Here is a 22,169-nt window from a genome sequence, read left to right as displayed (position 1 = left end):
GGATGATGAAATCTTTCATAATACAGTGAGTTCTTTTCTTCTTCCGTGAATTCTAGGTTAATCATGTTTTTAATGAGTGCTTTGCTTCTAATTATGGCTCTTAAACTATATTATTGTCCTTGAGTAAAAAATGCAAGTTGCAGCCGTGCAAAGTATACTTAAGAACAAAACTATACCCATAAGCTATCAGCCATTGGCTAAAGTCTGACCACAACCTCCTCAGCAGTCAAGCAGAATCGGATCAAAAATATTTTGTCAATCTGTTTTTCCTACCAAAGAAAAAGCTTTTTGTCAAGCATACAAAAGAACTACATTTTTCAGGAAAATCAAGAATTTTTTCCAGAAAATGTCAGCCAAAACACTGTTTTTAGGGAACAAAATAATCCTGGCTATACCATATATAGAGTGATAAGATTATTTAACACGCTAGATGTTGTGTTTTCCCAGAAAATCTGATAGAATACTCTAGTACAAATAGATTAATTTGTCAAATTTTTTAACGCCGCAATTTCCTAATTATGCAATCAAAGCCCTTGACTACTACCGTCTCCATTCACAAAAATAACGAAGTAATACCCTTTCGTTCTACCCCTTTAGCTAATATGGGCAGCCATGGAATTAGAGTGATTCGGCGCGATGGTTCCACCACAAGCTTAAATATCGGCAAAATTCGCGACGTGGTAGAGTGGGCTTGTGAAGGCAAAAAAGTCAATTCAATCGCCTTAGAAGCGGGTTTAACCACGCGCCTGCGGGATGGGATTACCACCAGGGAAATACAGGATAATTTAATTAATTGCGCCCTAGAAATGTGTAGTCCCGAGGAACCGGATTGGCGCTATGTGGCGGGAAGATTGCATATTTGGAGTCTGTGGAAAGATACCTTAGTAGTCCGGGGTTATCAGTACGGAAATTACGAGAAAACTGTCAAAACTCAAGTTAAAAATCGGCTGTACGACGAAAGGATTCTCATCTATTCCGAAGCAGAATTAAAAGAAGCCGGTTCTTGGATTAATCCCGATTGGGACATCGATTATGATTACGCAGGGGCATTGTTAATCACTAGCCGTTATTTACTCAAAAATGAGTTACCCCAAGAGGCATTATTAACCTGTTCCCTACTGCTTGCCACTGTGGAAGAACCGGCTAATAGACTCCACTGGGCGAAGAAATTTTATCAAGGGATTGCTCAAAGAAAAATCTCTCTTGCCACCCCAATTTTAGCCAATTTACGCACACCTAAAGGTTCCCTAACCAGTTGTTTTATACTTTCCATTGACGACAGTTTAGAAAGCATTTTCGGCGAGATTACTAATGCTGCCCGCATCTCCAAAAATGGTGGCGGTGTCGGGGTGAATATGAGTAGAATCCGTGCCACTGGTAGCTGGGTAATGGGGAAAGCTAACGCTTCCGGGGGGATTATTCCTTGGATTAAATTACTCAACGATACAGCTATTGCAGTAAATCAGGGGGGAAGACGAGCCGGGGCAGTAACTATCGGTGTTGACATCTGGCATTTAGATGTGCCAGAATTTCTGGAAATGCAGACAGAAAACGGTGATCAAAGACGCAAAGCTTATGATGTTTTTCCCCAATTAGTTATCACCGATGAATTTATGCGTCGGGTGATAACTAAAGCCGAGTGGACATTAGTAGATCCCTACGAAGTTCGCACAAAATTAGGTATAGAATTAGCGCAACTATGGGGGGAAGAATTTGAAGAAGCTTATCGTTTAGTAGAAGCTAATTTAGATCAAGAGATTCTCCTCTATAAAAAAATCAATGCCCGGGACTTATTTAAAAGTATCATGCGTTCCCAAGTAGAAACAGGAATGCCCTACATTGCTTTCAAAGATACCATTAATCGCGCTAATCCTAATAAACACGATGGCTACATCCCCGGTGTAAATTTATGCGTCGCGGGAGAAACAAAAATTCTCACTGACCGAGGACAAATAGCAATCGCTGATTTGGTGGGGGAATATGTTAATGTCTGGAATGGATTGGAGTGGTCAGAAGTATTAGTTAAAAAGACTGGAGAAAACCAGCCTTTATTAAAGGTCAATTTCTCTAACGGAGAGGCATTAGAATGTACTTACTACCATAAGTTTTACGTTCAGAAAAACTACAAGGGAACCGTGGAAATTGTGGAGGCAAAAGACCTCAAACAAGGAGATAAATTAATTAAATACCAGCTGCCTCTCATCCAGTCAGAAAATGATCTTGACTTTCCCTACGCCTACACCGCAGGATTCTTTTCTGGAGATGGGAGTTACGGAAACAATGGAATGCCAGAAGTTGACCTATACGGAGTTAAAAAAGAGTTACTTCCCTTATTGGCTATTCGTAACAAATATCGGGGAAATGGCTCTATTGAAAAAGGTACTTTTTGGAGAAAAGAAACCGATACCCTAGGGGTATATCATGACAGTAAACAAGATCGGATCGTCTGTAAACTCCCGTTAGATATTCCCAGTAAATTTACAGTTCCTCTCAATGGTTACACAATTAAATCTCGTTTAGAATGGTTAGCTGGTTTACTTGATGCCGATGGAACAGTTGCCCGCAATGGTTCTAACGAGTCTCTCCAGATTGCTGCTGTTAACCGGCAATTTTTGCTCGATATTCGCCTAATGTTACAGACTTTAGGAGTTGATTCCAAAGTTACTTTTATGGATGACGGTGGCTATAAATTGATGCCAAATGGAAAGGGAAATTATCAAGAATATCTCTGTCAACCAAAATATCGTTTACTGATTAATTCTGTCGGACTATTTCAACTTGGTCAATTGGGACTTAAAACCCATCGCTTACAATGGACTTTAAAAGAACCCCAACGTTCGGCAACTCAGTTTATCCGCATTGAATCGGTAGAGTTAACCTGTCGTCGAGATGACACCTACTGTTTTACAGAACCCAAGCGTCATCTGGGAATGTTTAACGGCATTCTAACAGGACAATGCACCGAATCTTTCAGCAATGTCACCCCCGATAAAACTGCCCATTGTTGTAATTTAGTTAGCCTTAATTTAGCCAATATCGACAGGGAAGAAATCGAGTCTAATTGTCAAATCGCTGTCAGGATTCTCGACAATACCATCGATATCACTAATCCTCCCTTTGATAATGCTAAAAACCACAACGATAAATATCGCACTATTGGGGTAGGGGCGATGGGATTGGCTGACTGGTTAGCTAAACGGAAATTATCCTACAATAACCTGTCAGAAATTAGTAATTTATTTGAAGAAATTGGCTATTGGTGTACCTATTCCTCGATGGAATTAGCCAAAGAACGCGGTGCTTATCAAGCTTTCTTGGGTAGTGAATGGAGTCAAGGTAAATTAATCGGAGCAAAACCAGTGGCATGGTTTTTAAATAATGCGGTGCAACCGCAAAGATGGCAACAATTAGCCGAAGATATTCAACGATTTGGCATCCGTAATTCCCATATTACCGCCATTGCTCCTAATACTTCCTCCAGTTTGGTACAGGGATGTACCGCTAGTGTTTTGCCAGTTTATAGTCGCTTTTTCTACGATAAATGGGCAAAGGGAACCGTTCCCATCGCACCACCTTTTATTGAAGAAGCTTTCTGGTTTTATCCAGAGAATAAAAATCTCGAACAGCAGCAAGTGGTGAAAGCGATCGCTACTATGCAAGAATGGATCGATACGGGAATTTCTATGGAGTTATTATTCAACCTCAATGAAGGGGTTTACTTTCCCGCAGAACCTAACCGTTGTCTCACTGCCAAAGATATCTTTGATACCCTAGTTATGGCCTGGGAATTGGGGTGTAAAGCGATTTATTATATCCGTACCGTACAAAAGGACAATTTTCGAGAGTCTGACGATAGTTGTTCTAGTTGCGCTAATTAAGGTTAACTTCGGTGGGCAATGCCCACCTTAATTTTTTTACATCAAAGATTAGGACTGATAAAATGAGTTTTATTGATCACCTAATCACAGCTATGGATAAGACTTTATACGAACAGGATTACTATCTCTGGATAGAGAAAACCATATCTTTACTAGAAAATCATCAATTTTCCGATTTAGATTTAGATAATCTCATCGAGGAGATTAAAAGTATGGGTATCAAGGAAAAACATACCTTAACAAGTTTATTGACTAGAATAATCCAACATTTGCTGCAACTCGCTTATTGGCAATCGGAAAGCCAATATAATGCTAATCACTGGCAAGGAGAAATTACTATTTTTAGAATTGATTTATGGGAAGTTCTTGATGATAATCCAAGTTTAAAGTCCTATCTAGAGAATAGTTTTGATAAATGTTATCAGTCAGCCCTTCGTATCCTAGCTAGAAAAATGGGAGTAAAAATCAATACTTTGCCCAGGGAAAAAATTCTCACTCTTGCCCAAGCTTTGGATGATGATTGGTTTCCTGAATATGAGGATAATAATAATTGATGATTTGGTTGGATTATAGTTAACTAAGGTGAGGGACTATGGAAACGAACTTATACGAACAGGATTACTATCTTTGGTTAGAGAAAACCATATCTTTACTAGAAAATCGCCAGTTTTCTGAGTTGGATTTAGAAAATTTAATTGAAGAAATCAAAGATATGTCCAGAAGAGAACGTCAGCAGTTAGAGAGTTTACTAACTAAACTCTTGGAACATTTACTTAAATTAACTTATTGGCAATCTAAGCGCGATTACAATAAAAACAAGTGGCGACGGGAGATTTTAAATTTTCGCATTCAAATAAAAAGAATTATTAGCAACAAAAAGGATGGAACTTATAATACAAACTTAGCATCTTACCTCACCGAGATTCTTGAGCAATGTTATGAGGATGCTTGCCATCTATTTGTCGAAGGTTCTGGCATCGATAAAAGACTTTTAAGTGCTACACCTATGGGAGCAATCGACCAAATTTTAGATGAAAATTGGTTTCCTGAGTTTCTCGGAGAGGATTAAGCAATGAAGAGTGATTTATACGAAAAAGATTATTATCTCTGGATAGAGAAAACCAGATCTTTACTAGAAAATCATCAATTTTCCGATTTAGATTTGGATAATCTCATCGAGGAGATTAGCGACATGGGCAAAAGCCAACGACAAAGCTTAAAGAGTTATTTAACTCGGTTATTAGAACATTTGCTAAAACTGGTTTACTGGCAGTCGGAATTAGAATATAATCAAAGAGGATGGAAAAATGAAATCCGTAACTTTCGCCTACAAATTAAACAAATTATTGAAGACAGTCCCAGTTTAAAGCCCTATCTATCGGAAATTTTCTCGTCCTGTTATCAAAATGCCCGTAAATTGTTTCTGGATTTATCTGGAATGGCTGAAAATTTGGTCGGTTTAGCTCCAATTTGCACTATAGAACAGGCTTTAAATGAGGATTGGTTTCCTGAAATATCAAAATAATGGGGGATAATTATGGAAAATAACTTATACGAAAAAGACTACTATCTCTGGTTAGAAAAAACCATATATTTACTAGAAAATAATCGGTTTTCTGATTTAGATTTAGAGAATTTAATTGACGAAATTAGTAGCATGGGTAAAAGTGAGAAACGAAGTTTAGAAAGTTATTTAACTCGCTTATTAGAACATTTGCTAAAACTGGTTTACTGGCAATCGGAATTAGAATATAATCAAAGAGGATGGAAAAATGAAATCAGGAATTTCCGTCGTGCCATAAAAAGAATTATTGCCGATAGTCCTAGTTTACAGCCTTATCTGATTGAAATTTTTGATAACTCTTTTCAAGAAGCTCGTATTTCTTTTATCGAATTATCGGGAATGGCTGAAAATTTGGTCAGTTTAGCTCCAATTTGCACTATAGAACAAGCTTTAAATGAGGATTGGTTTCCTGAAATATCAAAACAATGGGGATAATTATGGAAAAGAACTTATACGAAAAAGATTACTATCTCTGGTTAGAGAAAACCATTAATTTACTGGAAAATAATCAGTTTTCTGATTTAGATTTAGAAAATTTAATTGACGAAATAAAATCTATGTCTATCAATCAACAGAAAGCATTAAAAAGCAATCTGACTGTGATTTTATGGCATTTACTAAAATACTTACAAGAGCCAGAAAAACAAACCAGAAGCTGGGCATTAACCCTTTTTGAGCATCGAGAGAGAATCGAAGAAGATTTAGAAAATAGCCCTAGTCTTAAGAGTTTTTTAACAGAAGAAGATTTAAAAAAATGCTATAATAAAGCCAGAAAAAAAGCCGCTATTGAAACAGGGATAAACCTAGAGAAATTCCCGAAGAATTGCCCATTTACTTTGGCAGAAGCCCTAGATTTTGAATTTATCCCTAATCAAAACATTTGACTTTTTACCAAAAACCTACTATAACCTAGAAGTGCCATAAGATTCAAGTAATCATGTCCTTACATTTAGTTAATACTTGCCATTCGATGCCCATTTCCCCGATCTTCAATCCTGCGGGAGATGATGCGATCGAAAACCGTTCGATCTGGTTTGGTAACACCACCAACCTGATGCAATTAAACGATGTCCGCTACACCTGGGCGGTGGGTTTATATCAACAAATGCGGGAAAATTTCTGGATTCCGCAACGCTTAGATATCACTCAAGACGTGACTGAATACGGGCATCTTACCGACGAAGAAAGGTATGCTTATGATGGTATTTTATCCTATCTAACTTTTCTTGATTCCGTGCAAACCTGTAATATTCCCCACCTAAAAGGTAGCGTCACCGCGCCAGAAATTAGTCTTTGTATGGCGGAACAAATTTCTCAAGAAGCCATGCACAATCAAAGTTATCAATACTTAATTGAAACAATTATTCCCTCGGATCGCCGAGGCGAAGTTTATGACTTTTGGCGCACCGATAAAGTTCTCAGAGATCGCTGTGAATTTATTGCTAGTCTCTACCAGCAATATATCGATAAACAAACTACTGAAAGCTATTTTATCGCTCTTCTTGCCGATTATTTGCTAGAGAGTTTGTATTTTTATAACGGGTTAAATAATGAGGTAGCCCACTAGCATCGTGAGGTGTTAGTTAAAACTCGCCAAATTGCTGGGAAGCCCTAAAGCCCTTAGGCCAAAGCGAAGTCTGAAAAGATAAGCGTAAAGGAGCGAGAGCAGAAAAAAGTTAAGGGATTTAATAAAAGCCGTAAGGCAGTTATTAAAAACAATGGGTAATCAGCAGCCAAGCCTCTATTTTAAAGGGGAAGGTTCAACGAACAGAGGGTGAGTATCTTCTTGGTAAATACGCTATAAAAGGTTCAAGAAGATAATGGTATGTTCTAGCCCCACTCTGAAAGGATGGGTAGTTGCGTCATCTTTTTCTATAATCTCGCTTCTCGACAGCTAATGTCCGGTAGTGCTGACGTTTTCAAAATGATCAACCGGGACGAATTAAGTCACGTCCGTTTGTATCAGAAACTTATTCCCGAAGCCATGGCAACTTTTTCCCATTCCGTTGAACAGATTTATGAGATGTTCGATACGGCCGTTAAACACGAATGTCGCTGGACAAATCACATTGTTGGCAACGACATTTTAGGTATTACCGAATACAGTACCGAACAGTACACCAAATACCTCGCTAATATTCGACTGAAAGCGATCGGACTTGAGCCTTTATACAGGGAAGAAAAGTATAACAAAAGTCCCTATAACCATCTGGAACGCTTCTCCGATACCAAAAAAGAAGGCCACACCAAAGCGAACTTTTTTGAAGCAACCGTGACCAGTTACGTTATGTCTTCTGGCTTAACTGGATGGGATGAAATTTAAAATTTACGGGACAAAAATGACCCAAATCATTACCATAAAGTGGCAATTTTGTCAAAAAATTGACAAAATTTAGCAGCCTTTATATAAAAGGAAGAAATTAGTGCTAATTTCTTCCTTTTTTTGCTTAGGTAATACGGTTCTTCGTTACTTGGTATGGTTCGATAGGGGGGCATAAATCGACTAAATCTTTATCTGGTAAGAGATTTAATTGATTAGTTCGCTCTAGAGCAAAAACAATTGACAAAAATCGCTAAATGCCTTTCTATATAAAGGTTCCATCCCTTATAACCCCCGTCCATTGCATAACACAAACCGAAGAACCGGTAATACTAAATCTGGTTATTAAAGACTGATTATTTATTCCCCCTCTTGCCCCTTGCCTTTTGCCTTTTGCCCTTTGCCTCTTGTATGAGTGCCTCTTGTATGAGTGCCTAAGTGGGTGGGTGGAATTAAATATAAAATGAACGTAGGTTGGGTTGAAGCATGAAACCCAACGCCCGCATAGTTTACGCTACCGCTAACCCATCCTACAAATAATTGTGCCTCCCTACTTAACCCGAACTGACCTGAGAAAATTATAAAACTAGAGATCATTTGCAAAAGTTGCCCTAGAATGAAAGCGTTGAAAAAGCCGAGCAATTACTGTATATTGCTGAAAAATTAACCAGAGATGACCAATACTACCGATAAACCGACCAACGATCTCTCAAAAATCTCCATGCGAGATTTAATGATCCAACTGAAAACATCTCCCGATGGTCTCACCACCAGTGAAGCAAAAAATCGCCTCAATAGCGACGGTTATAACGAGATTGCCGAGAAAAAAGTCAGCCCCCTGATCAAATTCCTTTCCTACTTTTGGAATCCCTTTTCCTGGATGATTGAAGCGGCGGTAATTTTTTCCGCTATCGTCGGTGATTGGGTGGACTTCGTGATTATCGCCATTCTACTGGTGGCTAACGGTTTGATCGGCTACTTCGAGGAAAAAACCGCCGGGGATGCGGTGGCTGCCTTGAAAGCGCAACTCGCCCTCAATGCCGATGCCAAAAGAGACGGCAAATTTGTTTCCGTCCCCGCTAGGGAATTAGTACCCGGAGACGTGATCCGGATCAAGATCGGCGATGTGCTGCCGGCCGATGCCCGACTGCTGCCGGGGGATCCCGTCAAAATCGACCAAGCTGCCCTAACGGGGGAATCCTTACCCGTGGATCGCAGTTCTGGCGAACAAGTGTACTCAGGTTCAGTGGTGAAAAAAGGTCAAGCTGAGGCCATAGTTAACGGGACCGGCAGTAATACCTTTTTCGGTCGTACCGCTAAACTGGTAGCCAGTACCGAAAACGTCAGCCATTTCCAGAAATCAGTCCTCAAAATCGGTGACTTTCTCATCGTCATTGCCCTGATTTTAATCGCTATTATCGTTGTTTACCGTCTTTATAACGGTATTGTCGATAAACAGGGCGTAGAAGTGATCCGCTTGCTGAAATTCTGTCTCGTTCTCACCATTGCTTCTGTTCCCGTCGCCTTGCCCACAGTTCTCTCCGTCAGTATGTCGGTAGGGGCAAAGGCACTAGCGGATAAAAACGCCGTGGTGACACGCTTGGCGGCGATCGAGGAACTAGCGGGCATGAATATGCTCTGTTCCGATAAAACCGGCACTCTCACCCTTAATCAGCTTAGTTTAGGCGATCCCTACACCCTGCCGGGGATCAGCGCCGACGATCTAATTCTCACCGCTTCCCTCGCTTCCCAAACTAGCGATGACGATCCGATCGATAAAACTATTCTCGCCGGTTTAAAAGATGCCACGGTACTCGATCGCTATCAAGTCACCCACTTTACCCCCTTCGATCCCGTCGCTAAACGCACCGAAGCCGATATTACCACCGCCGATGGTGAGACTTTTAAAACCAGTAAGGGCGCACCGCAGGTAATGCTCGATCTAGCCTACAATAAAGAGGAAATCGAAGGGCCGGTGAATCAAATCATCGAAGATTACGCCAAAAAAGGCTATCGCGCCCTAGGAGTGGCCAAAACCACCCCCCAAGGTCAATGGCAATTCTTGGGCATTATCTCCCTATTTGATCCACCACGGGTTGATTCCCAATTAACCCTACAAACCGCCCTAAAATTAGGGGTTCCCGTCAAGATGATCACGGGGGATCAGGTGTTAATCGCTAAGGAAACCGCTCGACAATTGGGTTTAGGTAACAATATCCTCGATGCCAAAATTTTTCGGGAAGTCCCCCCCAATCAGCTAGGAACCCTCGATGAACAGATTCTCGGCGCCGATGGTTTCGGTCAAGTTTTCCCGGAGGACAAATATCATATCGTCGATGTCTTGCAGAAAACTAATCACATTGTCGGTATGACCGGAGATGGGGTCAACGATGCGCCGGCGCTGAAAAAAGCCGATGCGGGGATTGCGGTTTCCGGGGCGACGGATGCGGCCCGGGCGGCGGCCGATATAGTTCTCCTTACCCCCGGTTTATCGGTAATCGTCGATGCAATTAGGTTAAGTCGTCAGATTTTTGAGCGGATGACCAGTTATGTTCTCTACCGGATCATCGCCACAATTCAGATTCTCGTTTTTACCACTTTGGCGATTCTGTTCTTTAATTCCTACCCGATTACGGCAATTATGATCGTTTTCTTAGCAATTCTTAACGATGGAGCGATCATGACGATCGCCTACGATAATGCCAAGATATCGAAAGTACCCCAAGCTTGGGATATGCCGAAAGTTCTCACCATCGCTTCGGTTTTGGGAGTGGTCAACGTCATTGCCACTTTCCTACTGTACTATCTAGCGGGCCGGGTATGGGGAATGACTCCTGACAAGGTGCAAACCTATATTTTCCTCAATATCGCTCTCTTAGGGATGATGACTCTCTATTCGGTGCGGGCAAAAGGTGCGTTTTGGTCCTTGGCCCCTGCTAAACCTCTAGCGATCGCTACTGGCATCTCGGTCATTATATCTTCGCTGATCTCAATGTTCGGAATCCTGATCGCCCCGATCGGTTTTGAGGGAGTGGCAAAAAGCTGGCTCTATGCCCTAGTCTGGTTATTGATTATCGATCGAGTCAAATTGGCTCTCTATTCGATTTTTAATCATCCCAAGGCAGATTTAGGCAACACCTATCAATCCACTTGGGAGAATTTAAAAACTTGATCGTAGTCCCTATCCTGGGGAAAACCAAGCTCATCAGGCACTTTCCCCAGAAAATTTTTTTCAGCAAACTCTAATTAGGGTCTGCTGAAAAAGTACGGGCGAAGCATTCGGATAGAAAATCTCCGGTTTCACCGATAGGTTATTGCCCGAATGCTTCGCCCCTACGGGACGCGGGCCGATGAAGACGCAAGGTTTGGAAGCACGATTCTCTCAAAATCTTGCACCTGTTTCGCCAGAAAAGCCACAAAACCCTTACCTTGCCTACATTTCACATTTATTCAACAAACCCTAATTATGACGATTGCCATCATAGTGAATTCTTGCCCCGGCCCATTGCAATTTTTCCTGTAGAGTCTGATAAAAAGAATAACTTTCCCGCAGGATAATAAATTGGGCGAATTTTTCGGCTTTAGTAACTCCCACCCATTGCCCGGGCCAAATGGAAGTAGCTAAAGCGCCATCCATCCAGAGTTTAGTATTTAATTCGTAGTCTCCCAGAGGCCAAATACTAACCAGAGATGCCGGGGGAATGACAATCGGCCGACTGGAGAGACTCAAGGGACAAATCGGGGTGACAGCGATCGCTTCCATGCCGGGGTGTATAATCGGACCATTAGCGGAAGCGGTGTAACAGGTGGATCCCGTGGGAGTAGCCACTAATAAACCGTCCCCTTGGTACTGATCTACTACTTCCCCGTCCACTTCGATTTCGAGGATTGAGGTGGGCATCCTATCGATACTAGCGGGTTTCACACACATCTCATTCAGGGCATAAAATGCCTCGCTCACTGGCTGCGGGTTTCTTTTATCCCCTTCATAGATTCTGGCCATTAACATCATCCGTTGTTGTACCGCATAGTGATCGGATTGTAAACGCTCCCAGACCGTCTCCGTATCTTGGAAAATCTCCAAAGGTTCCGTTAAAAATCCCAGATGGCCGCCAACATTCACCGCTAAAATTGGAATGTCTTCGTGGGCTAAATAGCGAGCAGCGGCCAAAATGGTTCCATCTCCCCCCAAAACGATGGCAAGGTCGATTTTTTCCGATGCTGAGGCTAAAAATACTGGATAGGGATTATCTTTAAAGCCACTGGGTCCCATTAAAACTTTACACTGACGGGCTTCTAACTGTTTAGCGCATTTTTCCGCCCATGCTTTACTTTGGGGATGGTTGGCCTTGTGAGCGATGATTACTTGTTTTAACTGCACGGAGTTGAGACCTTGTTCGGAGGTTCTATATTTTTAACAATACCAAGACCGGGTAGATCGGGTGAAAAGTAAAAAGTAAAAAAGGGGTTGGGGGAAGAACCTCGGCCTGACTGTAGCCAATTTGACAGAATTAATCGATAGATAAGGGTAGATGGAATTAACTAGGGTTTGCTGAAAAAGTAGGGGCGAAGCATTCGGATAGAAAATCTATGGTTTCACCGATAGGTTATTGCCCGAATGCTTCGCCCCTACAGGACGCGGGCCGATGAAGACGCAATGTTTTGAAGGACGATTCTCTCAAAATCTTGCACCTGTTCCGCGAGAAAAGCCACAAAACTCTTACCTTGCCTACATTTCACATTTATTCAGCAAGCCCTAACTAGGATAAGCTGGCAGGTTTTAGCAATCTTATTCCCTTTTTTCCCTGTAACTGCTGTATCTGTGCGACTTTTTCCCAATTATCTCCCTCAACACCCCTACCACTTAATTTCCCCGCAAGGTTATAATTGTATTAAGATGTGTAACAATTCTCTGGCAAACTCTTGACAAAGGATAACAAATCTGCTCTCCCAAAAAACAGGAAAGGTTTTATTTCTATGACATTAATTCAAACCGCCCAATTATCGCTAGAAACTTTGGCTTTAGCCTTTTTTAAGCAGACAGAAGGACGCTGGCAATCCCAGAGACGTTATTACACCCTCACCCAAGAAACGGAACCCCAAGAAGTTATCAGCGCCATCGAGATTAAATATTTACCCCAAGGCAGCGAAACATTAATTCAACTGGCCCGTTTACATAATCTGGAAGATACAGTTCTATTAGGTGGTACGGAAGTCACTTGGCAAAGTAATTATCTGCGTCCCCAGAGTAAAAAACCCTCCAACGGTTCGACTATATTCGGTATTTTAGATAATATTCTCTATCGCGATCGGGGATTTGCGACGGATAAACCCGTTAGTGCCATTTATACCTTTCCTAACCCCTCTACTCTCTGTCTGAGAACAGAATACGCCGGTTCTGTCTTTGAAGAAGAAATTAAACTCATCGGTCAACAATATCGCACCCGACAAACTATTATCTCTCGCGCTGGTCAAGAATTGATGATCGGTCAATATCTAGAAAAACGGGTCAATTAGTCAAAAAAATGACGGCTATTCCCATAATTTTGACTTTTATCCTAGGAATAGGGCTGAAATCAAATCAGCCCTTCCCATAACTCCCCTTTAAACTGGGGTTAAATTGTCTTGATTCTGACTAGCGAGAAACTTCTCTAATTCCGTAATTGCATCGGCATCGACCTTAGTTTGCATAGGACAGAATTTCGGTCCACACATCGAACAAAACTCCGCAGTCTTATAGATATCTGCGGGTAAAGTCTCATCGTGGTATTCCTTAGCGCGATCGGGATCCAAGGATAACTGAAATTGACGATTCCAATCGAAATTATAACGAGCAATGGAGAGTTCGTCGTCACGATCACGCGCCCCGGGACGATGACGGGCGATATCTGCCGCATGAGCCGCTATTTTGTAGGCAATTAAGCCATTTCGCACATCTTCAGCGTTGGGTAAACCGAGATGTTCTTTCGGAGTGACATAACATAACATCGCCGTCCCGTACCAACCCGCCAGAGCCGCCCCGATCGCCGAAGTGATATGATCGTACCCTGGGGCAATATCAGTGACAAGGGGACCAAGAACATAGAAGGGTGCTTCGCTACACTCCTCCATTTGTTTTTTCACATTAAATTCAATTTGATCCATGGGAACATGGCCAGGTCCTTCCACCATCACCTGTACATCGTGTTCCCAAGCGCGGCGCGTCAGTTGGCCGAGGGTTTTCAATTCCGCTAATTGGGCCGCATCGGAAGCATCGTGGGTACAACCGGGACGTAGGGAGTCACCGAGACTAAAAGAAACGTCATAACGCTTGAAAATCTCGATAATTTCATCGAAATGGGTGTAGAGAGGATTTTGCTTATGGTGGTGTAACATCCACTTAGCAATAATACCACCACCCCGGGAGACAATCCCGGTCAGACGGGTTTTGACTAAAGGCAGGTGTTCGATGAGGATTCCCGCATGAATCGTCATGTAATCTACCCCTTGCCCGGCGTGTTTTTCGATAATATGGAGGAAATCTTCGGGGGTGAGTTTTTCAATATTGCCGTGAACGCTTTCCACCGCTTGATAGATGGGTACAGTACCGATGGGGACAGGAGAAGCATTGATAATCGCAGTGCGAATTTCGTCCAAATTACCGCCACCGGTGGAAAGATCCATCACCGTATCCGCGCCGTATTTGACCGCTAGGTGTAATTTTTCCAGTTCTTCGTTAATATTCGAGGAGTTAGGGGAAGCCCCGATATTAGCATTAACTTTACACTTAGAAGCAATACCGATCGCCATAGGTTCGAGGTTGAGGTGATTGATATTAGCGGGAATAATCAGTCTTCCTCGGGCGATTTCGCTGCGAATCAATTCGGGAGAGAGATTTTCCCGTTTTGCCACATACGTCATCTCTTCGGTAATTATCCCCTGACGGGCGTAGTGCATTTGCGATACATTTGCTTGTCCGCGCCGGGGGGCAACCCATTCTTGTCTCATAATTTTATTTCCTCTGTAAACAGCTTCCCTACGCTGGAATTACCCAGTCTCAGGTTCTAAGGGTCTTTCTCAGCCTGATTATCCCAGACACCCCTAGCTATGACGGCAATTGTATCACTGTTGACGACTGAGGAGATCAAGCTTAAGATTGTTGTTTGATTGGGCAGTTAGGCTAAAACCCACTTAGACCCCCTACAATAAACTTCTTAGGTGACGAATACTTAAATTTTCCACAATTGGGAAAAATTCGGATTAGGAAATCCAGAAAGTACCCGTCTGGGTTTGAGCCTAAACAAGCTCGAATTATCCAAAAAGCGTCGGGATTTTACGTTTCGGTTTCCTTCCAATCTACGGAATTAGTTCCCGATATGACAGTAGGGAAGACCTGTTTAGGAATTGACGCGGGGATTGAGAGTTTTGTGGCTACTTCACGAGGAGATTTAATCAAAGCCCCTCGATTTTTGTTGAAAGTACAGAGTAAGCTTAAATTGCTAAGTAGGTGGGTGGAATTAAATATAAGATGAACGTAGGTTGGGTTGAAGTATGAAACCCAACGCCCGCATGGGTTACGCTACCGCTAACCCATCCTACAAATAATTGTGCCTCCCTACTTACAAAGACGCTTGAAACATAAAGTCAAAGGCTCAAACAGTTGGTTAAAACTCCAAGAGAAGATAGCAAGATTACACGAGAAAGTGTCTAATACTCGTAGAGATTGGCACTTTAAACTAGCTCATTACCTTTGCGATCTCGCTGATAATATCTTTGTCGAAGATATTAACTTCATTTCCTGGTCTAGAGGGATCGTTAGAAAACAATCTCTGGATTCAGGCATTGGTAGTTTTATTAACGAGATACTAAGTAGTCATGCAAAATTAATTACCTGCCCGATCGAGCTAAAACCCTTACGGGGCAATGATCGTCATGTGTAAATAATTTTGCCTAGGTACTTACCATTGGTTGTTTGGAAACGGGGAAAATATTATCTTAAGGTCGATAAAAACGGAACTTCACAGGAGTGTCCCAATTGTGGCGCATTTACTGGTAAAAAGTCGTTATCGGAAAGAGTTCACCGGTGCGATTCTTGCGGCCACATCGAACCAAGAGATACGGCATCAGCGAAGGTAATCGAGAACCGAGGAAAAAACGCGGTCGGACTGACCGTGTTAGAAAACGCTTGCGGAGGCGGTCTGGCGGGGGTCGTTCAGTTAAACCTGTTTGATCTAGTCAAGAGCCTATGAACCAAGAATCCCCCGCTAGGTTTAGCGGGGGAGAGTCAAGCTTCCACTAAACGAAAGGCTGCACCTAAACCGACAGCGATCTCATCGGGAGAAATTTTCCCATCATGGTTAATATCGATCGCATCGAATACCGCATCGGTTCCCGCCCATTCTTCCCGGGTGATGAAACCATCCCCATCATGATCATAGACTCGGAAAATATCTTCGGCGGCGTGTTCTAGGGTTGACTGACCTTCCAACTGGGTTAAACGTTGAATCAGCAATTGTTCCAACAATTCTAAAGCTTTGGTAAAACCTTGAATACCTTCCGCTAGTTTTTCGGAAGCCATGGCATCTTCGGCGTGCATTTTTTCAAAAGTCGCGTGATCCATGGCAATTTTGACAATATCAAGGGTTGCAGCCTGTGCTGGATCGAGCTTACGGGGTAAATCGGCTTCTGTCCCTTGCAATTGTTCGAGAAGTTTCGGGGAAATGGTTAAAAGATCACAACCAGCTAACTCGCAAATTTCGCCGATATTGCGGAAACTTGCCCCCATAACTTCGGTTTTATAGCCAAACTTTTTATAGTAGTTATAGATCTGGGTAACGGATTGGACCCCGGGATCTTCAGCGCCAACGTAGTCTTTACCGGTTTCTTTTTTATACCAATCGAGAATCCGACCGACAAAGGGAGAAATTAAGGTTACTCCCGCTTCCGCACAGGCGATCGCCTGATGGAACCCGAATAATAGGGTTAAATTACAGTGAATTCCCTCTTTTTCGAGGACTTCTGCGGCTTTAATTCCTTCCCACGTCGAGGCAATTTTAATTAAGACTCTTTCTCTAGAGATACCTGCTTGTTCATACTGGGAAATCAGATAACGGGCCTTGTGGATGGTAGCTTGGGTATCGTAGGAAAGACGAGCATCCACTTCGGTGGAGACGCGGCCGGGGACGATTTGCAGGATTTGCAGACCAAAACCGATGGCTAGGCGATCGAAAGCTAATGTGGCCACATCTTCCGGGGTGGCCTGCTTTCCCAATTCTTTTCTGGCCGCTTGCAGGGTTTGATCGACAATCGGCTGATATTGGGGCATTTGGGCCGCGGCCGTGATCAGGGAGGGGTTAGTGGTGGTATCTTGGGGGGTGAAAGCTTCGATCGCTTGGATATCGCCGGTATCGGCAACAACCACTGTAAATTCCCGTAATTGTTCTAGTAGGGTTTTAGCCATAACTTCTCCAGATGCGTGTTAACGCAAGACTTTATCTGGATCTTAGCGATTCGATCGAAAGGAAGGGGAAAAATTCCCGATTGATTTAATTCCTACCCACAGACCTGGCCAAAGTAAGGATAAGCGGGGAATCTTTTAGCTACTTCTTGCCTAAAGTCCTTTATTTGTGATAGTATTAGTGATTGTGTCGATTTAACAAAACGGAGTTTATGCCCAAGCTAAAAACGCGAAAGGCGGCGGCCAAACGATTCGAGGCCACGGGAAGCGGCAAAAAAATCAAACGTCGCAAAGCCTTCAAAAATCACCTACTCGATCATAAAAGTGCCGAACGCAAGCGCCGTCGTTTGTCCCAGATTACCCTGGTACACGAGCGCGACGAGAAGGAAGTGCGCTTAATGTTGCCCTATTTGTAAATTTTCCAGAAAAATTGTCTAAAGGATTATCATGTCTAGAGTAAAACGGGGGAATGTCGCCCGCAAGCGACGCAAAAAAGTTCTCAAATTAGCCAAAGGTTTTCGCGGTTCTCACTCGCGCTTATTCCGTACCGCTAACCAACAGGTAATGAAGGCCTTGCGGAATGCCTATAGAGACCGTCGCAAACGGAAACGCGATTTTCGTCGTCTTTGGATTACCCGCATTAACGCGGCTGCCCGTCAACAGGGCATCAGTTACAGCCAACTGACCGGACAATTAAAGAAAGCTAATATCCTCCTCAATCGGAAAATGTTAGCCCAATTAGCTGTCCTCGATCCCGTCGCTTTTGCTAAAGTGGTAGAAACAGCCAAAGGATAATTTAGCCCCAAGCATGACGGAAACTTGGCAAACGATTCAATTCCCCAGTTCAGAAAGTGCGATCGCTTTAGCGGGTCATCAAGAAGCTAACCTCAAATTGATAGCCAGGCAAACTGGGGCGAATTTAGTCCTCAGAGGCATGGAATTGCGGATTGCGGGGCAACCGACCCCGGTGGAGCGTGCCACAGCGATTGTACGCTCCTTAAGTATTTTATGGCAAGAGGCCAAGTTAATCGCCGAAGCCGATATTATGACCGCTATCCATGCCCTCGATACGGGGCGTTCTAGCGAGTATAAAGAACTACAGCAGGATATTCTCGCTCGTACCCGTCGCGGGGAGCTAATTCGGGCAAAAACCTTCCGTCAGCGTCAATATATCCAAGCGATTCAAAGTCACGATATCACCTTTTGTATTGGACCTGCTGGCACGGGGAAAACCTTTTTAGCCGCCGTTTTAGCCGTACAAGCTTTATTAGAAGATAAAGTAGAACGGATTATCCTCACCCGGCCGGCCGTGGAAGCGGGGGAAAAATTAGGCTTTCTCCCAGGGGATTTACAGCAAAAAGTCGATCCTTTTTTGCGTCCCCTCTACGATGCTTTATACGAATTTATCGAAGCGGCCAAAATTCCCGACCTGATGGAACGGGGTAAAATCGAAATAGCTCCCTTAGCTTATATGCGGGGACGAACCCTAGCTAATGCTTTTGTTATCGTTGATGAGGCCCAAAATACCACCCCAGCACAGTTAAAAATGGTCTTAACGCGCTTGGGATTCGGTTCGCGTATGGTAGTAACTGGAGATGTCACCCAAACCGATTTACCGCAACAACAAGAATCGGGGTTAATTGCCGCTCAAAAAATCCTCAAATCAGTAGAAGGGATCGCTTTTTGTTACCTATCCCGGGCCGATGTGGTGCGTCATCCCCTAGTACAAAAAATTGTCTCAGCTTACGAACAGCACGAAAAATAACAGATTGTTGAGATAGTCGCTCTTGTACTCTGGTGAGAGGGTATAGAATTAGGTTAATTTAACGCGATGTGCAACTAAAAAGGACAGAATCAGGGTTCCAGAGGATACTTTATCTCTGCTGATTTCTGAAAGTCTTGTTGTAAATCAAGACTAAAAATATAGTTGCACACCGAGTTTAATTTAGCTTTTTCCCCTTAAACTAAAACCGACAAAGACGTAGTTTAAGGCGTTTCGGTATCCCCAAACCTCAAGGAATTGATAACGCTGCCATCCTTTCACCGAGCCAGTCTGAAAAGCTCTTAGGGTGTATAGTTGATTAGCCCAGTTGTGATCGTTTGGTGTAGCATGGTGAACACAGTGCGCCCCTAGGCTAACTGGAAGGATGATTAGCCGAATAAAGACTGCTCCCACTAATTCCGTGGACCATTTTAACCACTCTAACCAGTGGTCTGAGCGCGGGGGGTAAGCACCCAGATATAGGGCAAAAGATTTACCAATTACCTGAGATTTAGCTCCCTCATTATCATCAGCTTTATAGGCCCAATTATGCTCCGGTAGCTGTTGCAAGAGTGCGGCTGCATAGGTTCCGAGTTGGGTAAATAGCGCCCAGAGTAAGCAGATTAAACAAGCATGGGTTAAACCCGCACAAACAGAGGCCAAGAAAAGCACAATCAGGGTAGCTATTTGGTAGTTAATGGGAGCTTTAAGGAGATTAGTCAGGCGAGAAAGGAAGGTTTCTCCGTAAAACTTGGGAGAGAGTAATAACTTGCCCAAATTTTGCCAATAGAAGGCCTCTTCTTGGGCAAATTCAAAACCTAAATCTTCTACTAGGTAGGGGGTATTCCCTTTGTCATTCATGGTAGCTAGGTTTTTCGGCGGGTGGTGAATTAATAGGTGATCTTTTTTGAACAATGGAAAGGGCTTTTTCCCAGTAATTAAGGTAAGTAAACAACCTAAAAGATGGTTATAAGTGGGATATTGAGGGAAAAAAGCATTATGGGCGCAAAAGTGGGCTATTTCCTGCAATTGAGCCGCTCCAGCTACGGATAACACCCATCCTAGGGGTATTAATTGCCAGTGGCTAAGAGCGATCGCTAATCCTCCTATATACTGGAGTATGCCATAGAGTAATTCTAAGGAGGGCGTGCTTTTCCAGAGAGGGGGAGCAAGGTAGTAGCCTGTTAGCCAGTCAAAGAAAGCTTGTACGAGACGATTATCGCTGAGTTGGAGCATCCCTAGGCGTGGATTATCCCTTAAAGCCGATGCTTGTGTTGGGGTGGGTTTTTTCAGTATCATGGCAGTAGAAAATAAGTTGTACTGTCCTGAAAATGGTTAAATAACCAAATTCAGGCGGTTTTATTAGCTGTGCAGCTGTTCGATTTCTCGGTAGTGCTGGACTAATTGCCCATCACTAAAAAACGGCTTTGGAGAGATTTCTATCTCGATGGCGAGATTAATTACCCAAGCTTCTTTGGGTACATACCCCAAGCGATTTTTTAGCCTCTGGGTTAGTGATTTAATCTGGTAGTTTGAGATGTACATAAGCTCTGAATTAGACTACACTTTTAGCTTATTTCTAGACCTTTTAATTGTCGAGGTAGTTTTTGTAGCATTTAGTAGTCAATTTGCCAAAGTATCATTAAGTAGCTAAAAGTAGCATTTTGTGAATTGTATTCTTAAAAGGAGAACCACAAGTACAAATGGGAAATAGAAAACCTAAGTCTAAAAAACCAAGTGATCTGAATGAATCAGATTTTTTGGGCATTGTAATGCAGTTAGTTATAAAAGTAGATAATAAGGGATTATCTGATATACAAAAAATCTTAGTAAATGGATTTCGTCAAGGTTTAACTTATGATGAGATAGCAGAGAAAAATTACTTAAATTCAGAAAATCTTAGGAAAGAAGCAAATAAAAAATTATTTCCCTTGATTTCTAAAGCTCTCACAGAAGCTATGAAAACGCCTATAAAAGTTCAAAAGACCAATTTTATTACATTAATTGAGCATTGGAATGCTATCGATAACAAGGGTATCTCTGTAGAAAATAGTTTTGTTAAAAGCAAGACAAAAATTAATATATTTACAGAGCTTAAAAATAAATTGTCTGGACAACAACAATCAGAACTGAATCGGATCATAAAGTCGTACTTGCCAGATAATGACAATGCTAATTTTGAAAAAATCATCGATAAAATCATAAATATTCGAGATGATAAAGATTTATTAAGAATACTTTTTAGACTTACTCAAGATAGCAGAATTAATAGCGACACTCGCTCATACATTGAACAAACAATACAGGAGTTAAAGAAACTATTAAATATTACTGACACAGATTACAATGCTTGGACAGCAGAGATAACAGAAATTAATCCGGAACCTGACAATCGAGAAAATATTAACAACTATCTAATTATCAAAATAGAGGAGAGTAAAAGTCAAGCAAATACTTCCCCTGAATATAAATTTGCTGCGTGGTTTCTACAGTTAAATACATCTCAAAGTCAAGAAAATAATTATATACATCTTCCTGTAGATAGTAGCGTTAGCAAAGATGTTTATACTCAAAAAGATATAACGAACATTTTAACAAAAATTATTGAAGATTGTCATGAGCGAGGAGGTGCAAACTTAAATATTGAATTTTTCACCAATGGTAAGCTACTATATACTAACTTTGAATCTTGGGAATACAATTACTTTGATAGCCTAACTCAACTTAAGAGAGTATATTTTGTTAATGTTCGCTCTCTTATGAGATTGGAGAATAGATATCGGAATCAACCAGTTTATAAAAATTGGAAAAGTAGATGGGAAAACTTAAAAAAAACTTTTATAGATACACAAACAGTTACTAACAGCGAGTCCTACTTATGCCAAGAAACAACTCTATGGAGCAATCTTTGCGCTTCAACTCAAGAGGATTTAGAGCAATTCTTTAAAAGAAGCTTAAAATATGGAATACCTTTAGCCGTTGGGTCGCGCTGTCATGCTCAGGAAGCAATTCACAGAACACAAATTAATACACTCTTACAGGGTATTCAAATCAATCAATTGTCCACAAAAGTTCAAGAGGTGAGGCGACAATCATCAGATAATTTAGAAGATGAACCAGAACATCTAGGACATCATCTATTATGCTTTTTAGAAGACCCTAATCGGATGCCCCCCTTCCACTACTTAACATCTCAGCACCTAGGTTAA

Annotated in this window: 17 protein-coding genes, 4 pseudogenes and 1 riboswitch; of the genes and pseudogenes, 16 read left to right on the top strand and 5 right to left on the bottom strand. The window is 42.1% G+C overall.

The genetic code is table 11. The features are described from left to right. Positions 1 to 518: 518 nt before the first annotated feature. The 9 genes and pseudogenes from IM509_RS01585 to IM509_RS01545 all read left to right on the top strand — a co-directional run bounded on the left by IM509_RS01585 (position 519) and on the right by IM509_RS01545 (position 10,934). Complete coding sequence (locus tag IM509_RS01585) at positions 519 to 3,878, top strand: ribonucleotide reductase barrel domain-containing protein (RefSeq protein ID WP_185237727.1); 3,360 nt, start codon at positions 519 to 521, stop codon at positions 3,876 to 3,878. A 62-nt stretch (positions 3,879 to 3,940) separates the two neighbouring features. After that, positions 3,941 to 4,432: a DUF29 domain-containing protein gene (locus tag IM509_RS01580; RefSeq protein WP_081417905.1), complete on the top strand. Its 492-nt coding sequence runs from the start codon at positions 3,941 to 3,943 to the stop codon at positions 4,430 to 4,432. A gap of 38 nt (positions 4,433 to 4,470) precedes the next feature. Further along, a complete protein-coding gene (locus tag IM509_RS01575; protein ID WP_072927230.1) occupies positions 4,471 to 4,947 on the top strand; it encodes a DUF29 domain-containing protein in 477 nt (158 codons plus the stop codon). 3 nt (positions 4,948 to 4,950) lie between these two features. Further along, positions 4,951 to 5,403, top strand: coding sequence for a DUF29 domain-containing protein (locus IM509_RS01570; RefSeq protein WP_072927227.1), 453 nt, complete (start codon positions 4,951 to 4,953; stop codon positions 5,401 to 5,403). Positions 5,404 to 5,415: 12 nt separating this feature from the next. After that, complete coding sequence (locus IM509_RS01565; protein WP_185237728.1) at positions 5,416 to 5,877, top strand: DUF29 domain-containing protein; 462 nt, start codon at positions 5,416 to 5,418, stop codon at positions 5,875 to 5,877. Positions 5,878 to 5,879: 2 nt separating this feature from the next. After that, the gene (locus tag IM509_RS01560) at positions 5,880 to 6,326 is read left to right on the top strand and encodes a DUF29 domain-containing protein (RefSeq protein WP_052278441.1); all 447 of its coding nucleotides are present in this window, start codon (positions 5,880 to 5,882) and stop codon (positions 6,324 to 6,326) included. A 53-nt stretch (positions 6,327 to 6,379) separates the two neighbouring features. Next, positions 6,380 to 6,979: pseudogene (locus tag IM509_RS01555) on the top strand (ribonucleotide-diphosphate reductase subunit beta); the annotation flags it as partial. Between the two features lie 271 nt (positions 6,980 to 7,250). Next, positions 7,251 to 7,765, top strand: a pseudogene (locus IM509_RS01550) (ribonucleotide-diphosphate reductase subunit beta); the annotation flags it as partial. 670 nt (positions 7,766 to 8,435) lie between these two features. Next, on the top strand, positions 8,436 to 10,934 hold the full coding sequence (locus IM509_RS01545) for a plasma-membrane proton-efflux P-type ATPase (protein WP_185238094.1): 2,499 nt from the start codon (positions 8,436 to 8,438) through the stop codon (positions 10,932 to 10,934). Positions 10,935 to 11,222: 288 nt separating this feature from the next. Here the strand turns inward: IM509_RS01545 and IM509_RS01540 are convergent, their stop codons facing one another. Next, positions 11,223 to 12,143 (bottom strand): NAD(+) kinase, encoded by a 921-nt coding sequence (locus IM509_RS01540; RefSeq protein WP_052276520.1) that lies wholly within the window; start codon positions 12,141 to 12,143, stop codon positions 11,223 to 11,225. 596 nt (positions 12,144 to 12,739) lie between these two features. Between IM509_RS01540 and IM509_RS01535 the strand changes: the two genes are divergently transcribed. Then, positions 12,740 to 13,279 (top strand): phycobiliprotein lyase, encoded by a 540-nt coding sequence (locus IM509_RS01535; RefSeq protein WP_185238091.1) that lies wholly within the window; start codon positions 12,740 to 12,742, stop codon positions 13,277 to 13,279. 87 nt (positions 13,280 to 13,366) lie between these two features. On the opposite strand, the gene thiC is transcribed toward IM509_RS01535, so the two are convergent. Continuing rightward, positions 13,367 to 14,749: a phosphomethylpyrimidine synthase gene (gene thiC / locus IM509_RS01530; protein ID WP_002751876.1), complete on the bottom strand. Its 1,383-nt coding sequence runs from the start codon at positions 14,747 to 14,749 to the stop codon at positions 13,367 to 13,369. 8 nt (positions 14,750 to 14,757) lie between these two features. Beyond that, a riboswitch (TPP riboswitch) is annotated at positions 14,758 to 14,854 on the bottom strand. Between the two features lie 86 nt (positions 14,855 to 14,940). Here thiC and IM509_RS01525 point away from each other — a divergent pair. Together IM509_RS01525 and IM509_RS01520 are read left to right on the top strand one after the other, a co-directional pair. After that, positions 14,941 to 15,240, top strand: a pseudogene (locus tag IM509_RS01525) (RNA-guided endonuclease TnpB family protein); the annotation flags it as partial. Between the two features lie 120 nt (positions 15,241 to 15,360). Next, positions 15,361 to 15,990: pseudogene (locus IM509_RS01520) on the top strand (RNA-guided endonuclease InsQ/TnpB family protein); the annotation flags it as partial. 35 nt (positions 15,991 to 16,025) lie between these two features. On the opposite strand, the gene IM509_RS01515 reads toward IM509_RS01520, so the two are convergent. Then, positions 16,026 to 17,201 carry a transaldolase gene (locus IM509_RS01515; RefSeq protein ID WP_185238090.1) on the bottom strand — a complete coding sequence of 392 codons (1,176 nt, stop codon included), beginning with the start codon at positions 17,199 to 17,201 and terminating at the stop codon, positions 16,026 to 16,028. A gap of 209 nt (positions 17,202 to 17,410) precedes the next feature. Here IM509_RS01515 and rpmI point away from each other — a divergent pair, with 209 nt between their 5' ends. From rpmI to IM509_RS01500, 3 genes are read left to right on the top strand one after another with little or no spacing between them, the layout of a single operon-like run. Next, positions 17,411 to 17,614, top strand: coding sequence for a 50S ribosomal protein L35 (rpmI, locus tag IM509_RS01510; RefSeq protein WP_002781071.1), 204 nt, complete (start codon positions 17,411 to 17,413; stop codon positions 17,612 to 17,614). A gap of 31 nt (positions 17,615 to 17,645) precedes the next feature. Then, positions 17,646 to 17,993, top strand: a complete 348-nt coding sequence (rplT, locus tag IM509_RS01505; RefSeq protein ID WP_002739593.1) for a 50S ribosomal protein L20 — start codon at positions 17,646 to 17,648, stop codon at positions 17,991 to 17,993. Between the two features lie 13 nt (positions 17,994 to 18,006). Beyond that, complete coding sequence (locus IM509_RS01500) at positions 18,007 to 18,963, top strand: PhoH family protein (RefSeq protein ID WP_002772048.1); 957 nt, start codon at positions 18,007 to 18,009, stop codon at positions 18,961 to 18,963. Between the two features lie 180 nt (positions 18,964 to 19,143). Here IM509_RS01500 and IM509_RS01495 read toward each other — a convergent pair whose 3' ends face one another. Then, positions 19,144 to 20,259, bottom strand: coding sequence for a fatty acid desaturase (locus IM509_RS01495; RefSeq protein WP_185238089.1), 1,116 nt, complete (start codon positions 20,257 to 20,259; stop codon positions 19,144 to 19,146). A 63-nt stretch (positions 20,260 to 20,322) separates the two neighbouring features. Next, positions 20,323 to 20,505, bottom strand: a complete 183-nt coding sequence (locus IM509_RS01490; protein ID WP_036400907.1) for a hypothetical protein — start codon at positions 20,503 to 20,505, stop codon at positions 20,323 to 20,325. Positions 20,506 to 20,663: 158 nt separating this feature from the next. Between IM509_RS01490 and IM509_RS01485 the strand changes: the two genes are divergently transcribed. After that, positions 20,664 to 22,169 carry a VMAP-C domain-containing protein gene (locus tag IM509_RS01485; protein ID WP_185238088.1) on the top strand — a complete coding sequence of 502 codons (1,506 nt, stop codon included), beginning with the start codon at positions 20,664 to 20,666 and terminating at the stop codon, positions 22,167 to 22,169.

Origin of the sequence: Microcystis sp. M31BS1, assembly GCF_020245285.1 — a bacterium.
In the GTDB taxonomy this organism is placed as follows: domain Bacteria; phylum Cyanobacteriota; class Cyanobacteriia; order Cyanobacteriales; family Microcystaceae; genus Microcystis; species Microcystis panniformis.
This window is presented reverse-complemented; position numbering and strand designations above follow the sequence as displayed.

Coding starts and splice junctions, on each gene's coding strand:
- IM509_RS01585 (WP_185237727.1), top strand. CDS start 519: ATGCAATCAAAGCCCTTGACTACTACCGTCTCCATTCACAAAAATAAC.
- IM509_RS01580 (WP_081417905.1), top strand. CDS start 3,941: ATGAGTTTTATTGATCACCTAATCACAGCTATGGATAAGACTTTATAC.
- IM509_RS01575 (WP_072927230.1), top strand. CDS start 4,471: ATGGAAACGAACTTATACGAACAGGATTACTATCTTTGGTTAGAGAAA.
- IM509_RS01570 (WP_072927227.1), top strand. CDS start 4,951: ATGAAGAGTGATTTATACGAAAAAGATTATTATCTCTGGATAGAGAAA.
- IM509_RS01565 (WP_185237728.1), top strand. CDS start 5,416: ATGGAAAATAACTTATACGAAAAAGACTACTATCTCTGGTTAGAAAAA.
- IM509_RS01560 (WP_052278441.1), top strand. CDS start 5,880: ATGGAAAAGAACTTATACGAAAAAGATTACTATCTCTGGTTAGAGAAA.
- IM509_RS01545 (WP_185238094.1), top strand. CDS start 8,436: ATGACCAATACTACCGATAAACCGACCAACGATCTCTCAAAAATCTCC.
- IM509_RS01535 (WP_185238091.1), top strand. CDS start 12,740: ATGACATTAATTCAAACCGCCCAATTATCGCTAGAAACTTTGGCTTTA.
- thiC (WP_002751876.1), bottom strand. CDS start 14,749: ATGAGACAAGAATGGGTTGCCCCCCGGCGCGGACAAGCAAATGTATCG.
- IM509_RS01515 (WP_185238090.1), bottom strand. CDS start 17,201: ATGGCTAAAACCCTACTAGAACAATTACGGGAATTTACAGTGGTTGTT.
- rpmI (WP_002781071.1), top strand. CDS start 17,411: ATGCCCAAGCTAAAAACGCGAAAGGCGGCGGCCAAACGATTCGAGGCC.
- rplT (WP_002739593.1), top strand. CDS start 17,646: ATGTCTAGAGTAAAACGGGGGAATGTCGCCCGCAAGCGACGCAAAAAA.
- IM509_RS01500 (WP_002772048.1), top strand. CDS start 18,007: ATGACGGAAACTTGGCAAACGATTCAATTCCCCAGTTCAGAAAGTGCG.
- IM509_RS01495 (WP_185238089.1), bottom strand. CDS start 20,259: ATGATACTGAAAAAACCCACCCCAACACAAGCATCGGCTTTAAGGGAT.
- IM509_RS01490 (WP_036400907.1), bottom strand. CDS start 20,505: ATGTACATCTCAAACTACCAGATTAAATCACTAACCCAGAGGCTAAAA.
- IM509_RS01485 (WP_185238088.1), top strand. CDS start 20,664: ATGGGAAATAGAAAACCTAAGTCTAAAAAACCAAGTGATCTGAATGAA.